Below are 12119 nucleotides of genomic sequence, written 5' to 3'. Positions count from 1 at the left end.
GCGCTGTCAGCCATGCAGTGCCTGATGAATCTGTGTAGCAAGTTGTGCATTGATGCCTGGAACACGGGCGAGATCGTCGCGGGAGGCGTTGCGGATGCCCTGCAGACCACCAAAATGGCGCAGCAGCTCCCGGCGTCTTTTGGGCCCGATGCCGGGAATCTCCTGAAGGGTAGACGAACGTCGCGCCTTGTCACGCTGTTGACGGTGCCCGGTAATGGCGAAGCGGTGCGCTTCATCGCGAATGTGCTGGATCAGATGCAGCGCGCCGGAGGAGCTTTCCAGCGTCATACTGCGCTCTACGGTATCGATAAACAGCGTCTCAAGGCCCGGTTTGCGGGTTGTGCCCTTGGCCACGCCCAGCAGCACAATGTCAAAAACGCCCTGTTCCTCGAACACCTCGCGCGCCATGTTGAGCTGTCCCTTGCCGCCATCCACGATCAGGATGTCGGGCCTCGCCACATCACCGCTTTGAATGCGCTTGTAGCGTCGTGTCAGGGCCTGACGCATGGCGGCGTAGTCATCGCCGGCCGCCACGCCCTCGATGTTGAAGCGGCGGTAGTCCGACTTGATCGGGCCGCTTTGATCGAACACCACGCAGGAGGCCACCGTGGCTTCGCCGCTGCTGTGGCTGATGTCAAAACACTCCATCCGCTGGGGTGTTTCTTCCAGATCCAGCGCCTGAGCCAGCGCCTTGAAGCGCGCGTTGAGCTGCTGGCGGCTGGCCAGTTTGGTGGCCAGATGCTGGTCGGCATTGGTTTGCGCAAGCTCGAGCCACTGGGCGCGGTGGCCGCGGACCTGATGAGCAATGCGTACCCGGCGCTCGGCGTGTTCGGAAAGGGCATCCTGCAAAATCTCCCGATCCTCGACGGCATGGGAGGTCAATACCTCTGTCGGCATTTCATTGCTCTGGCCCAGATAGTACTGGCTGACAAAGCTGCTCAATAGTGCCTCGGAGCTAAGATCCAGGCCGTTGTCGGGCATGTGATGACGTGAGCCGAGCACCCGTCCCTGGCGGATGATCAGCACGCTGACGCACAGCCCGCCCGGGCGTTCGGCCAGCGCGAAGACATCGGCGTCACCGCCGGCGGTGTCTACCGACTGCTGGCTCTGCAGGCGGCGAAGCTGCTGGACCTGGTCGCGCAGGAAGGCGGCCTGCTCGAACTGAAGCGCTTTTGCCGCTGCCTCCATGTCGGTATAGAGCTTTTGGGTGACCTGATCACTTTTGCCTTCCATGCACATCAGCGCATGGTTGAGATCGCGCTGATAGTCTTCCTGAGTGATATGACCCACACAGGGCGCCGTGCAGCGGTCGATCTGATACTGCAGGCAGGGGCGACTGCGGTGGGCAAAGACCGAATCCTCGCAGTTTCGGATACGAAAGATCTTCTGCATCAGCGACAGACTTTCCCGCACGGCGCCGGAACTGGTAAACGGGCCAAAGTAACGTCCGTCGCCGCGTTTTTGACGTACGCGGCGAAGCTCCAGTGCAGGGTAGGGGTGGCGGTCGCTGGCAAAGATGTACGGGTAGGATTTGTCATCGCGCAGCAGTATGTTGTAGGGCGGACGCTGCTGCTTGATCAGCGTCTGCTCCAGCAGCAGCGCCTCGGTTTCGCTGCGGGTCACGGTCACCTGAATGTCCCGGATACGGCTGACCAGTGCCTGGGTTTTGGCATTGAGCCCCGTATTGCGGAAATAGCTCGACAGGCGCGCCTTGAGACGCTTGGCCTTGCCGACATAAAGGACATTCTCGTGCTCATCGAGCATGCGATAGACGCCCGGTGATTCGGTGACCGTTTTGAGAAACTGACGTGGATCGAACGCCGTGATCACCTCATCGTTCATGATGGCCTCCGCAAGTGATAGTGCCTTCATTTTAACAGATATCCCTGAAAAGGCCGTGGCTATCCGGCGGCGTGCCTGCGCGCTCATGGCGGCAAAGGGCCTCTGATGTTCATGGGAAGATAAAAGGGTGTTGACGCCAACGCTCAGGTGTCGTAAATTACGCACCGGTTCGGGGCCTTAGCTCAGCTGGGAGAGCGCAACACTGGCAGTGTTGAGGTCAGCGGTTCGATCCCGCTAGGCTCCACCAACAACATGATCGAAAAAGCCGCTTGCAGCCTCGCTGAAGCGGCTTTTTTGTGCCTGCTTTTTGACCTTTCCTGCCAATGTCCGACAGGAACAGACCGTGCCCGACAGAAATGAATAAAAAGGCGCGCCTGTTCATCTCTCGGGCTTCTATCCGGGTACCTTCCCCACCTTTATTCCCCCTTATCTGCCATATCCTCCCAGCGTCCTTGTACCCAATATCAGCAAAAACCATATTTTTTATGCCTGAAATTCTGTCGCGCCCCTTCGTGTTGGCCGCGCGCTGCCGATAACAATCGGATAGGAGGCGCTCGTCATGACATGTGTCGCGCTGCAGCACCTTCTGCGATAGCGCCTTGGCCAAAGGGTGCTGACGTCTGTCGGCGGTTCAATGGAGTGATTGCCTTTGCTTCCTTGTTCCCGGACACACATTTGATGCAGGACAAATGAACATGACCAGTAGTGAACAGGCCACGGTTGCCAACATCATGAGCCGGGAGGTCGTGACGCTGCGTCTTGAGCAGACGCTCCACGATGGCAACGAACTGATGCGTGAACACCGTATACGCCATCTCCCGGTGCTGGATGAGCAGGGGCACCTGGTGGGATTGCTGGATCAGAAGGTGGTTTTGAAAGAGGCGCTGCGCATTGCCGATAATTTCGGTTCAAAGCGCTTGAGCCATCATCTGAAGCGGATTTCCCTGAACGATGTGATCTCGAGGGAAGTGCTGACGCTGTCCATCGATACGCCGCTTGTCGACGCCGGGCAAAAGTTTCTGGCGCATCGTCAGGGCGCCCTGCCGGTTCTGGACGCCGAAGGCCACCTTGTCGGCATTCTGTCGTCAGTGGATTTCGTTCGTCTGGCCGTTGCGTTGCTGGACACATCGTCGAGCTGAGGGCGGCCTGACGGTCGTCATCGAGTACTCGGGGCCTGAAAAACATGAAAGAAAAGGCGCCTCCCTTGCAGGAGGCGCCTCTACGTGACGGCCCGGATACGGCCGCCGCTTCCATCAGGCCGTGGTGTTGATACGTGTTCCCACCATGCCTTCGGTGGCAAGCTTTGGCATCGTGTCGACCGACGACATCAGCTGCGCCATCTGATCGGCCTGGCCGTCCAGTGACTTTTTCAGAACACTGGTCTGTATGTCGCTGCTGAGCTGGTGCTGCTGCAGTGCCATTGAGGCATTGACCATGCTATTCACGCTCATGTCCATGGGCGCTCTCCTGCATCGAGTGGATCACCGCTGCACCTGCAGCGGGTGGCACCTCAGCCAATGATGGCTTCGGCGGCCTCGGGTGACAGCGTCTCAAGTACTACGCACTCTGCCGCCTCGGGCACAAGACCGGTAATTTTGACCCGGTAGTAATAATGGACATCGTTACCACTGTCCGTTTTTCCCGCCACGACACTCGACATCATGTGGCATTCATCGCCCGGATGAAGATCCGGCGGCATCAATTCGATGGGAATCCATGCCTTCGTTCCGGTGGCAAGCATAAATCGCTCCTGATCCGGCAGCACAGGCTGCCCTTATGGCTCTCTTATCGGCATCGGGCGCCATCGCTTTAGTCCTGCTCTATTCATGACATCAGCGGGAGATCAGCTCATGACACTGGCGGCTCGGAGGGCTGAACCGCGAGCACCTCACACAGGGCTTCCACGGCCCCGACTTCCCTGACCAGCAGCGCACAGGTCACGCGCTCTCCGGTATCGCGCGCCAGGCGTAAATGAAACAGCGCGCCCACGTCGGCATTGTCAGGCAGCTCTTCAAGCGCCACCACCAGCTCATCGCCTGTGGTCATTTCGTCATCCCGTTATCAAATATGGTTGGTCGAGAGTCATCTGGCGAAGCGTTTAACTGTATGCATATCCAGTTTTTGGCTTGTTCATGACCCGATTTGGCGTAATAATTATCCATAAGGGATAATTATTGTCCTGATGAGTTGTTCTTTATCAACAGACTCAAAAGGAGATGTTCATGTGGAACGTGCTCTGGGGGTTCTGCGGCAGGATCCCCGCCCGCGTATTGATTGCACTGGTTGCCATTGCGCTTTTGATCGGTGGTCTGTGGGGATTTACCCAGCGACTGGATCAATGGCGACAGGCGCTTTCCAGCGCTCAGGAAGATGCCCGCAGTGCCCATGAGCTTGCCGAACGTCAGCAACTGGTGGCGCGTGCATGGCAGGCTCACGCCGAGCATCTGGCCAGGATCGGCGCCCGCCGCGAGCAGGAGCTTGAGGCCAATCAGCGGGCGCTGGCCGGAAAACGACAACAGCTGGAGAGGATAATCAATGATGACCAGACATCAAAGAAATGGGCTGATCACGCTGTGCCTGACGGGATACATCAATGGCTGCGCCAGCTCGCCGGGGCCGATGACACCGGTGATGGTGCCGCCACCGCCCATGCCCCGTTATCTGACACAGCCTTTGCCGGCGCCGGAGGGGATCGACAATATCCGTACCAATCAGGACCTGATTTCATTGCTGACGGACTACGAACAGCTTCGACGGCGCATGAACACTGATCGTGAGAGTGTTCAGAGGCTATGGGAAGGCATGAAATTATCGATGACCAGCGACAGGGGCGCGACCGATCAGGTCACGACCGACAGCGCCATGACAGACAGGGATGGCGATGAGCAAAATGAACAATGAGTAGACCCACCTCGACGTCATCGCCCGGGCGATGACGTCGAATAAGGGTGTCAGTCGATGCGACCGACCATTAGAAACTCCAGCAGCGCCTTCTGGGCGTGGAGGCGGTTGCCGGCTTCCTGCCAGACAAAGGCACGCGGGTCATCCAGCAGGGTCTCGCTGACTTCTTCGCCGCGATGAGCCGGTAGGCAGTGCAGGAACATGACATCGTCATCAGCAGCGTCCAGCATGGCCTCATTAACCTGAAACCCCTTGAACGACGCCATGCGTGCGGCCTGTTCCTCTTCCTGACCCATGGATGCCCAGACATCGGTAGTAATCAGGTGCGCACCCTCGGCCGCTGCGAGCGGGTCGCGAACGATCTTGACGCGTGAGCCGGCCGCTTCAAGGATGTCCTGATCGGGCTCGAACCCTTCGGGGCAGGCAATGCGCAGATGGAAGTCGAACTGACGGGCTGCATTGATCCAGGAGTGGCACATGTTGTTGCCATCGCCCACCCAGACCGCCGTCTTGCCCTTCACGGGGCCTCTGCATTCCGTCCAGGTCTGCATGTCGGCCAGCAGCTGACAGGGGTGGTAATCATCGGACAGCGCGTTGATGACCGGAATGGAGCTGGCGTCAGCGAAGGACTCGATGCTTTCGTGCGAGAAGGTTCGAATCATGACCGCATCGACCATCTCGGACAGCACGCGAGCGGTATCGCCCACCGGCTCACCGCGACCCAGCTGGCTGTCGCGCGGTGATAAGAACAGCGCATGGCCGCCGAACTGCGTCATGCCGGTTTCAAAGGAGACGCGAGTACGGGTGGAGGACTTTTCGAAAATCATGGCCAGTGTTCGATTTTTCAACGGCGTGTAGACCGGACCGTTTTCGGCCAGTTCACGCTTGATGGTGATCGAACGATCGATGAGATAGGCCAGTTCCTGAGGGGAAAGATCCATCAGGGTAAGAAAGTGGCGAAGGGCCATGTCTCGATGCTCCTGTCTGTGCATAACGTTACGGTGATTGAAACGTTGCGAAGCGCCACGCCGGGCGTGACGCTCGAAAAGGGCTGCGCACTGCCATGGACTGTCCCGTCTCCCCGGGTAACGGATCCTGCGCTGTGGAAGCCACATCCCTGTCGGAAAAACCAACGAAAAAGCGCCGCACGATAGCTGGCGGCGCTTTGAAATATTGCCATGGTTGATGACGGAATACGGGCGTCTGGGCCCGTCATCTTCCTTGGTCATCCTAACCAGAGCCTTTGGAGCGTGCAACTTCATGTGAGGACGATGCCTTGATCCGGGCTGATTTAGCCCCCATGTCGGCGTACACTGACGCCAGACATTCATGGGCGCTTGAAGCCCTCTCTTGGAGACCGGACATGAGCGAAACACTCGATACCATCAAGCAGCAGATCAGCGAAAACAGCATTCTGCTTTACATGAAGGGTTCACCGCAGATGCCGCAGTGCGGATTTTCCGCTCAGGCCGTGCAGGCGCTGATGGGCTGTGGCGAACGCTTTGCCTTCGTTAACATTCTGGACAACCCGGACATTCGTACCGAGCTGCCCAAGTACGCCAACTGGCCCACTTTCCCGCAGCTGTGGATCAACGGCGAGCTGGTGGGCGGTTGCGACATCATCGTTGAGATGTATCAAAATGGTGAGCTGGCACCAATGATCAAGGATGCTGCTGGCGCTGCACCGCAGGAAGGCGACAACGCCTGATCCTGTCTGTCGTGATGGGCTGTGCGCTAGCGTTGGCCTAATGAGCGCTGCGCAATGAACGTCAAAAACCCGCCTCCATGGAGGCGGGTTTTTTAATGTCGGCGGTGCAGGCTCGGAGAATCAGTCGCCATCCATGCTCTGTTCGCGCAGCGCCAGATCCCAGCCGCCCAGATCCTTGAAGCGATTGACGATGGCACAAAAAAGTTCGGCTGTGCGTTCGGTGTCATAGCGCGCCGAGTGTGCTTCCTGACTGTCAAACGGTATGCCCGAGGCGCGACAGGCGCGTGCCAGTACGGTCTGCCCATAGACCAGCCCCGAGAGCGTTGCGGTATCAAAGCTCGAAAAGGGGTGGAAGGGGTTGCGCTTGATGCCGGCACGCTCAACGGCGGCGTTGAGAAAGCCATGGTCAAAGGCGGCGTTATGACCGACCAGAATGGCGCGGTTGCACTGGTGAGACTTGAGCGCCTTGCGAATCGGGCGAAAGATCCCCTCGAGGGCTTCCTTTTCCTTGAGCGCTGCGTTCTGGCGTAGAGGGCTGTCCAGCCGGATGCCGGTAAAATCGAGCGCGGACTGCTCGACGTTGGCACCCTCGAACGGCTCGATATGAAACGAAAAGGTTTCATCGGGCATCAGTTGCCCCTGTTCGTCCATGGTCAGCGTGACGGCTGCGATCTCGAGCAGCGCGTCGGTGCGGGCATTGAAGCCGCCGGTTTCCAGATCGACGACCACGGGCAGGTAACCGCGAAAGCGACCGGACATGAGTTTTGGGACAATATCGTTCATCGCCGTATTCTCCTGTCGCAGACAACAGAAGACGCCATGGGAATCGGGAGCATGGATAACCGGGCAGGGCCCGCAGATATGGTGACCGGCACAGGAAGCCTTCTGGTCGGAAGATGGATTCGGTTTGCAGGGTCGCAGTGTAGCATTGTGCTCACCGCCAATCCCATCCATCGCACTCGACGCGGTGTTCGCCGCGAGCCGGTGACGATATACTCACGTTACACACTAAGCATGACTACGCCTTAAGGAGCCGGTATGTCCGATGTAAAAAAGGTTGTCCTGGCCTATTCCGGGGGGCTTGATACCTCCGTGATCGTCAAGTGGCTCAAGGAAACCTACGACTGTGAGGTCGTGACCTTCACGGCTGACCTGGGTCAGGGAGAAGAGGTTGAGCCTGCACGTGCCAAGGCACAGGCGCTGGGTGTGAAGGAAATTTACATCGAAGACCTGCGCGAAACCTTTGTGCGTGACTACGTCTTCCCGATGTTTCGTGCCAATACCATCTATGAAGGCGAATACCTGCTGGGCACCTCGATTGCGCGCCCGCTGATCGCCCGTCGCCTGATCGAGATTGCCAACGAGACCGGCGCTGATGCCATTTCCCATGGTGCGACCGGCAAGGGCAACGACCAGGTCCGCTTTGAGCTGGGCGCCTATGCGCTCAAGCCCAACGTCAAGGTCATCGCCCCGTGGCGCGAGTGGAATCTCAACTCGCGCGAAAAGCTGATGAACTACTGCGAAGAGCACAACATCCCGGTCGACTTCGCCAAGAACAAGAAAAAGTCTCCGTATTCGATGGACGCCAACCTGCTGCACATCTCCTATGAAGGCGGCGTGCTGGAAGACCCCTGGACCGAAGCCGAAGAAGAGATGTGGCGCTGGAGCGTCAGCCCGGAAGCGGCACCCGACCAGGCCACCTATATCGACCTGACCTTCGAGCATGGCGACATTGTGGCCATCGATGGCCAAACCATGAAGCCGCACGACGTGCTGTCCTATCTGAACAGGATCGGTGGCGAAAACGGCATCGGTCGTCTGGACATCGTTGAAAACCGCTATGTGGGCATGAAGTCCCGTGGCTGCTACGAAACGCCTGGCGGCACCATCATGCTGCGTGCTCACCGCGCAATCGAGTCGATCACGCTGGACCGAGAATCTGCGCACCTGAAAGACGAACTGATGCCCAAGTACGCCGAGCTGATCTACAACGGCTACTGGTGGAGCCCGGAGCGCAAGATGCTGCAGGCCGCGATCGACAAGTCCCAGGGCAGCGTCAACGGTGTGGTCCGCCTCAAGCTCTACAAGGGCAACGTCATCGTGGTCGGCCGTGAGTCGGAAGACTCGCTGTTTGACGCCTCGATTGCCACCTTTGAAGACGATGCCGGCGCCTACGACCAGAAGGATGCCGAGGGCTTTATCAAGCTCAACGCACTGCGTCTGCGTATCGCGGCGAAAAAGGGTCGTCTCGACGACTAAACGACAGAAGTTGCATCAAGAAGGGGCCGCTTTTCAGCGGCCCCTTTTGTGTCAGACTGACAGGTATCGTGCGCGGGGGCGCACCGAACCACCATCATCAGGAGTGGGTCATGCTGAAAAGACTGTTCGATGCGCTGAAAGGCGCCGGCAGCGCCACGACCGCTGACGAGCCACGCCGTGAGGTGGCCGATACCGTCGAATACAAGGGCTGTGAGATCGTGATTACCCCGGCACCCGCTGGCGGGCAGTATCGCGTCAGTGGTCTGATCCGCAGGGATTGCGACAACGACGAGCCTTTGGAGCTGCGCTTTGAGCGCTCTGATGTTCTGCCCGACCGCGACAGCTGTATCGACATGACCCGTACCAAGGCCGAGCGCTATATCGACGAGCAGGGCGACCGGCTCTTTGAGGACACGCATCGCCCGGTCTGAGCGCACAGGACCACGCCAGTATCGTGATTTCAGGGGAGTAGTGATGAGCATGTCCGATACCGGAAGTCCCGTACTGCTGCCAGCCATTACGCGCTGGCGACAGCTCTCGACCGGAGATCGCTTCAGCGATCTGATTGCCGGGCTGATCACCGCGGCGCTGCTGGTGCCGCAGGGCATGGCCTATGCCACGCTTGCCGGGCTGCCTGCGCAGGCAGGGCTTTACACGGCGCTGGCGCCGTTGGTGCTGTATGCGCTTTTTGGCACCAGTCGCGTGATCGCAATGGGCCCCATGGCACTCACCTCCCTGCTGGTCGGGGAGACACTGCACAATGCCAATATACCGTTATCATCCTACGCCGGACATGCTGCACTGCTCGCGGCACTGGTGGGGGTCTGGCTGCTGCTGATTCATGCCTGCCGTCTGGGGCGACTGATTGATTTTGTCAGCCCCAGCGTCATGCAGGGCTTCACCACGGCTTCAGCGCTGATGATTGTGCTCTCTCAGGCCAGTGACCTGATCGGGGTCAGCGGCGCCGCCGGTAATGCCATTGAACGTCTGCTGGCACTTGCCCGCTCACTGGGCGAGATCACGCCGGGGTCGGCGCTTTTTGGCGGCAGTGCCATGGTGCTGCTGCTTGCCATGCGTCGAGGGCTGTCGCCTCTTTTAAAGCGTCTGGGCCTGCCAGACGCCGCGGCCACGGTGCTGGGCAAGACCGGCCCGTTGATCGTACTGATTCTGGCGCTTTTGCTGGTGCCGCTGTGGCCCCGGGCACTGGCGCAGGTCGGGCAGATCCCGGCTGGGCTGCCGCTGCCGGCACTGCCCACGCTCTCCTTTGGTGCGATGGATGCGTTGTGGCTGCCGGCGCTCGGGATTGCGCTGATCAACTATGTCAGCGCCATTTCGGTGGCCCAGACGCTGGCCGCCAAACACCGCGAGCGGCTCTATCCGCAGCGTGAACTCTGGGTGCTGGGCGCAGCCAATCTGCTGGCAGCCCTGACGCGCGGCTTCCCGGTCACCAGCGGGCTGGGACGGGCAGTGGTCAATGACCAGGCCGGATCAAAAACGCCGCTGTCATCGCTGTTTGCCGCGCTGGCACTCATGGTGGTGCTGCTGTTTGCCACGTCGCTGTTTGCCCCACTGCCGCAGGCCGTGCTGGCCGCCATCGTGATTCAGGCCGCCATTCCTCTGGTTAACCCGAGCCCGCTATGGCGTGCCTGGCGCTATTCCCGCGCCGATGGCCTGGCCTGGCTGGCCGCCTTTGCCGGCGTGCTGCTGCTGGGGGTCATGCAGGGGCTTCTGGCGGGCGTGGGCATCGCGCTGGCACTGCTGCTGGCACGCTCGAGCCGGCCGCACATTGCCGAGATCGGCCAGCTGCCCGACGGCGGCTTTCGCAACTGTGAACGCTTTGACGTCGAGCGTCTGCCGCATCTGATGATGGTGCGACCGGATGCCAACCTGCACTTTGCCAACATGGGCGCGCTGGAACGCTGGATCAATGAGCATCTTTTCGAGCGGACGCAGGTCACTGACATGGTGCTGGTGCTCAGCAGCGTGACCCATATCGACGGCGCGGCGCTGCACGCACTGGAAACGCTCGATGAGCGCCTGGCGGCACAGGGGATCGCCCTGCATCTGGCCGAGCTGCGCGGCCCGGTGCGTGATCAGCTGCGTCACACGGCCTTTATGAGCGACCATCACCCGCGGGTCTTTTTTACCTGCGCCGCGGCCTGGCAGGCGCTGTCGGATGATGGCATCGAATTCAATATCTAGGCCATATCGGGTCGGCACCATCCCACATGGCGCGTGACCCTTTACAATAAGCTCTTTGGTTTCAAGGCCTTTTGACTTCAAGCCCCCTTTGACTTTAGAGCCCCTTCGTCATGCCTGTTTTACTGCCGGTGCGTCTGTCATGAAAGCACTGTTACTCTCGGCCTATGCTGCCGACAGCCATCGCTACTGGGCACGCGGTCTGATGGCGCATCTCGATGCCATTGACTGGACCCTGATCGAGCTGGCGCCGCGTCACTTTCAATGGCGTGTGCGCGGCAACCCCCTGAGCTTCATGAGCGAGCATGATGCGACGCTTTCGCAGTCCTTTGATCTGATCGTGGCCACCTCACTGGTGGATCTGGCCACGCTGATCGGGCTTTATCCGCATCTGGGGCGGGCCTTTCGCGTGGTCTATTTCCATGAAAATCAGTTCGCCTATCCGCTGGGAGAGCAGCAAACACGTCGGCTCGAGCCCCTGATGGTCAATCTCTACAGCGCGCTGGCCGCGGACCGGGTGCTGTTCAACAGTCAGTGGAATCGGGACAGCTTTTTTAACGGCGTTGATGCCTTTTTAAAAAAGATGCCCGAGCGGGTCGCCCCTTTGCGACTTGAAGCCCTGAAGACGCACTCGGAGATTTTACCGGTACCGCTGTGGCCGCTCGAAAAGACGCCATCGTTTGATCGCAAGACGCCGTCCCGCATTGTCTGGAATCACCGCTGGGAGTACGACAAGAATCCGGAAGATTTCTTTGCAGCGTTTGAGACGCTCTCCGGCTCAGGCATCGAGTTCGAGCTGGTGGTGATGGGGCAGGTTTTTCGACACCGTCCCGAAGTGTTCGACCAGGCCCGATCGCGTCTGGCGCGGCACATTACCTGCTGGGGGCATCAGACGCGCGAGCGCTATCTCGAAGAACTGGGAAAGGGCGGTATCGTGGTGTCCACCGCCTGGCATGAGTTTCAGGGTCTGGCCGTGATGGAGGCCGTACAGCATGGCTGTATACCGCTGGTGCCGGAGCGGCTGTGCTTTCCGGAGTACTACGCCAGCCCGTATCGATATGATGGCAGTCGTGATGCGCTGGTTGAGCGCCTGGAGCAGTGGCTGACCTCACCGGAGGCGCGTCCGGCACCGCCGGATATCAGTGCGTGGACATGGCCGCAGATGAGCAGGCGTTATCAGTCGCGGCTACAGCGCCCGGTCTGACGCGAA

13 protein-coding genes and 1 tRNA gene are annotated in these 12119 nt (G+C 59.5%); 8 read left to right on the top strand and 6 right to left on the bottom strand.

Annotated elements, in window-relative coordinates; translation table 11 throughout:
- Window positions 1–6 precede the first annotated feature (6 nt).
- Window positions 7–1842, bottom strand: a complete 1836-nt coding sequence (gene uvrC / locus KSP9073_RS09525; protein WP_108842826.1) for an excinuclease ABC subunit UvrC — start codon at window positions 1840–1842, stop codon at window positions 7–9.
- A 171-nt stretch (window positions 1843–2013) separates the two neighbouring features.
- On the opposite strand from uvrC, the gene KSP9073_RS09520 reads away from it, so the two are divergent.
- Both KSP9073_RS09520 and KSP9073_RS09515 read left to right on the top strand, forming a co-directional pair.
- A tRNA-Ala gene (locus tag KSP9073_RS09520) sits at window positions 2014–2089 on the top strand.
- Window positions 2090–2537: 448 nt separating this feature from the next.
- A complete protein-coding gene (locus KSP9073_RS09515) occupies window positions 2538–2981 on the top strand; it encodes a CBS domain-containing protein (protein ID WP_108842710.1) in 444 nt (147 codons plus the stop codon).
- Window positions 2982–3095: 114 nt separating this feature from the next.
- Here KSP9073_RS09515 and KSP9073_RS09510 read toward each other — a convergent pair whose 3' ends face one another.
- The 3 genes from KSP9073_RS09510 to KSP9073_RS09500 form a co-directional block, all read right to left on the bottom strand.
- Complete coding sequence (locus KSP9073_RS09510; RefSeq protein ID WP_243409175.1) at window positions 3096–3293, bottom strand: putative motility protein; 198 nt, start codon at window positions 3291–3293, stop codon at window positions 3096–3098.
- Window positions 3294–3352: 59 nt separating this feature from the next.
- Window positions 3353–3583 (bottom strand): hypothetical protein, encoded by a 231-nt coding sequence (locus KSP9073_RS09505; protein WP_108842708.1) that lies wholly within the window; start codon window positions 3581–3583, stop codon window positions 3353–3355.
- Window positions 3584–3690: 107 nt separating this feature from the next.
- Window positions 3691–3888, bottom strand: coding sequence for a hypothetical protein (locus KSP9073_RS09500; protein WP_108842707.1), 198 nt, complete (start codon window positions 3886–3888; stop codon window positions 3691–3693).
- Window positions 3889–4064: 176 nt separating this feature from the next.
- Between KSP9073_RS09500 and KSP9073_RS09495 the strand changes: the two genes are divergently transcribed.
- On the top strand, window positions 4065–4613 hold the full coding sequence (locus tag KSP9073_RS09495; RefSeq protein ID WP_108842706.1) for a hypothetical protein: 549 nt from the start codon (window positions 4065–4067) through the stop codon (window positions 4611–4613).
- A 180-nt stretch (window positions 4614–4793) separates the two neighbouring features.
- On the opposite strand, the gene argF is transcribed toward KSP9073_RS09495, so the two are convergent.
- A complete protein-coding gene (gene argF / locus KSP9073_RS09490; RefSeq protein WP_108842705.1) occupies window positions 4794–5711 on the bottom strand; it encodes an ornithine carbamoyltransferase in 918 nt (305 codons plus the stop codon).
- Window positions 5712–6106: 395 nt separating this feature from the next.
- On the opposite strand from argF, the gene grxD reads away from it, so the two are divergent.
- Window positions 6107–6451 (top strand): Grx4 family monothiol glutaredoxin, encoded by a 345-nt coding sequence (gene grxD / locus KSP9073_RS09485; protein ID WP_108842704.1) that lies wholly within the window; start codon window positions 6107–6109, stop codon window positions 6449–6451.
- Window positions 6452–6571: 120 nt separating this feature from the next.
- Here grxD and rnt read toward each other — a convergent pair whose 3' ends face one another.
- Window positions 6572–7234, bottom strand: coding sequence for a ribonuclease T (gene rnt / locus KSP9073_RS09480; protein WP_108842703.1), 663 nt, complete (start codon window positions 7232–7234; stop codon window positions 6572–6574).
- A gap of 255 nt (window positions 7235–7489) precedes the next feature.
- On the opposite strand from rnt, the gene KSP9073_RS09475 reads away from it, so the two are divergent.
- From KSP9073_RS09475 to KSP9073_RS09460, 4 genes are all read left to right on the top strand, one after another.
- The gene (locus KSP9073_RS09475) at window positions 7490–8710 is read left to right on the top strand and encodes an argininosuccinate synthase (protein WP_108842702.1); all 1221 of its coding nucleotides are present in this window, start codon (window positions 7490–7492) and stop codon (window positions 8708–8710) included.
- Between the two features lie 110 nt (window positions 8711–8820).
- Entirely contained in the window at window positions 8821–9141 is a 321-nt protein-coding gene (locus KSP9073_RS09470; protein ID WP_108842701.1) for an HlyU family transcriptional regulator, read from the top strand.
- Window positions 9142–9190: 49 nt separating this feature from the next.
- Window positions 9191–10912, top strand: a complete 1722-nt coding sequence (locus KSP9073_RS09465; protein WP_165814218.1) for a SulP family inorganic anion transporter — start codon at window positions 9191–9193, stop codon at window positions 10910–10912.
- A 139-nt stretch (window positions 10913–11051) separates the two neighbouring features.
- Complete coding sequence (locus KSP9073_RS09460) at window positions 11052–12113, top strand: tRNA-queuosine alpha-mannosyltransferase domain-containing protein (protein WP_108842699.1); 1062 nt, start codon at window positions 11052–11054, stop codon at window positions 12111–12113.
- Window positions 12114–12119 lie beyond the last annotated feature (6 nt).

The organism is Kushneria phyllosphaerae (genome assembly GCF_900312995.1).
GTDB lineage: Bacteria > Pseudomonadota > Gammaproteobacteria > Pseudomonadales > Halomonadaceae > Kushneria > Kushneria phyllosphaerae.
Note: the sequence above shows the minus strand (reverse complement) of the source record. Positions and strands in the feature narration are given on the sequence as shown.

What these genes read in the sequence shown, in the direction of transcription:
- KSP9073_RS09500 (WP_108842707.1), bottom strand. Translation starts at nt 3,888, where the DNA reads ATGACCACAGGCGATGAGCTGGTGGTGGCGCTTGAAGAGCTGCCTGAC.
- argF (WP_108842705.1), bottom strand. Translation starts at nt 5,711, where the DNA reads ATGGCCCTTCGCCACTTTCTTACCCTGATGGATCTTTCCCCTCAGGAA.
- KSP9073_RS09460 (WP_108842699.1), top strand. Translation starts at nt 11,052, where the DNA reads ATGAAAGCACTGTTACTCTCGGCCTATGCTGCCGACAGCCATCGCTAC.
- uvrC (WP_108842826.1), bottom strand. Translation starts at nt 1,842, where the DNA reads ATGAACGATGAGGTGATCACGGCGTTCGATCCACGTCAGTTTCTCAAA.
- KSP9073_RS09475 (WP_108842702.1), top strand. Translation starts at nt 7,490, where the DNA reads ATGTCCGATGTAAAAAAGGTTGTCCTGGCCTATTCCGGGGGGCTTGAT.
- KSP9073_RS09470 (WP_108842701.1), top strand. Translation starts at nt 8,821, where the DNA reads ATGCTGAAAAGACTGTTCGATGCGCTGAAAGGCGCCGGCAGCGCCACG.
- grxD (WP_108842704.1), top strand. Translation starts at nt 6,107, where the DNA reads ATGAGCGAAACACTCGATACCATCAAGCAGCAGATCAGCGAAAACAGC.
- KSP9073_RS09465 (WP_165814218.1), top strand. Translation starts at nt 9,191, where the DNA reads ATGTCCGATACCGGAAGTCCCGTACTGCTGCCAGCCATTACGCGCTGG.
- KSP9073_RS09510 (WP_243409175.1), bottom strand. Translation starts at nt 3,293, where the DNA reads ATGAGCGTGAATAGCATGGTCAATGCCTCAATGGCACTGCAGCAGCAC.
- rnt (WP_108842703.1), bottom strand. Translation starts at nt 7,234, where the DNA reads ATGAACGATATTGTCCCAAAACTCATGTCCGGTCGCTTTCGCGGTTAC.
- KSP9073_RS09515 (WP_108842710.1), top strand. Translation starts at nt 2,538, where the DNA reads ATGACCAGTAGTGAACAGGCCACGGTTGCCAACATCATGAGCCGGGAG.
- KSP9073_RS09505 (WP_108842708.1), bottom strand. Translation starts at nt 3,583, where the DNA reads ATGCTTGCCACCGGAACGAAGGCATGGATTCCCATCGAATTGATGCCG.
- KSP9073_RS09495 (WP_108842706.1), top strand. Translation starts at nt 4,065, where the DNA reads ATGTGGAACGTGCTCTGGGGGTTCTGCGGCAGGATCCCCGCCCGCGTA.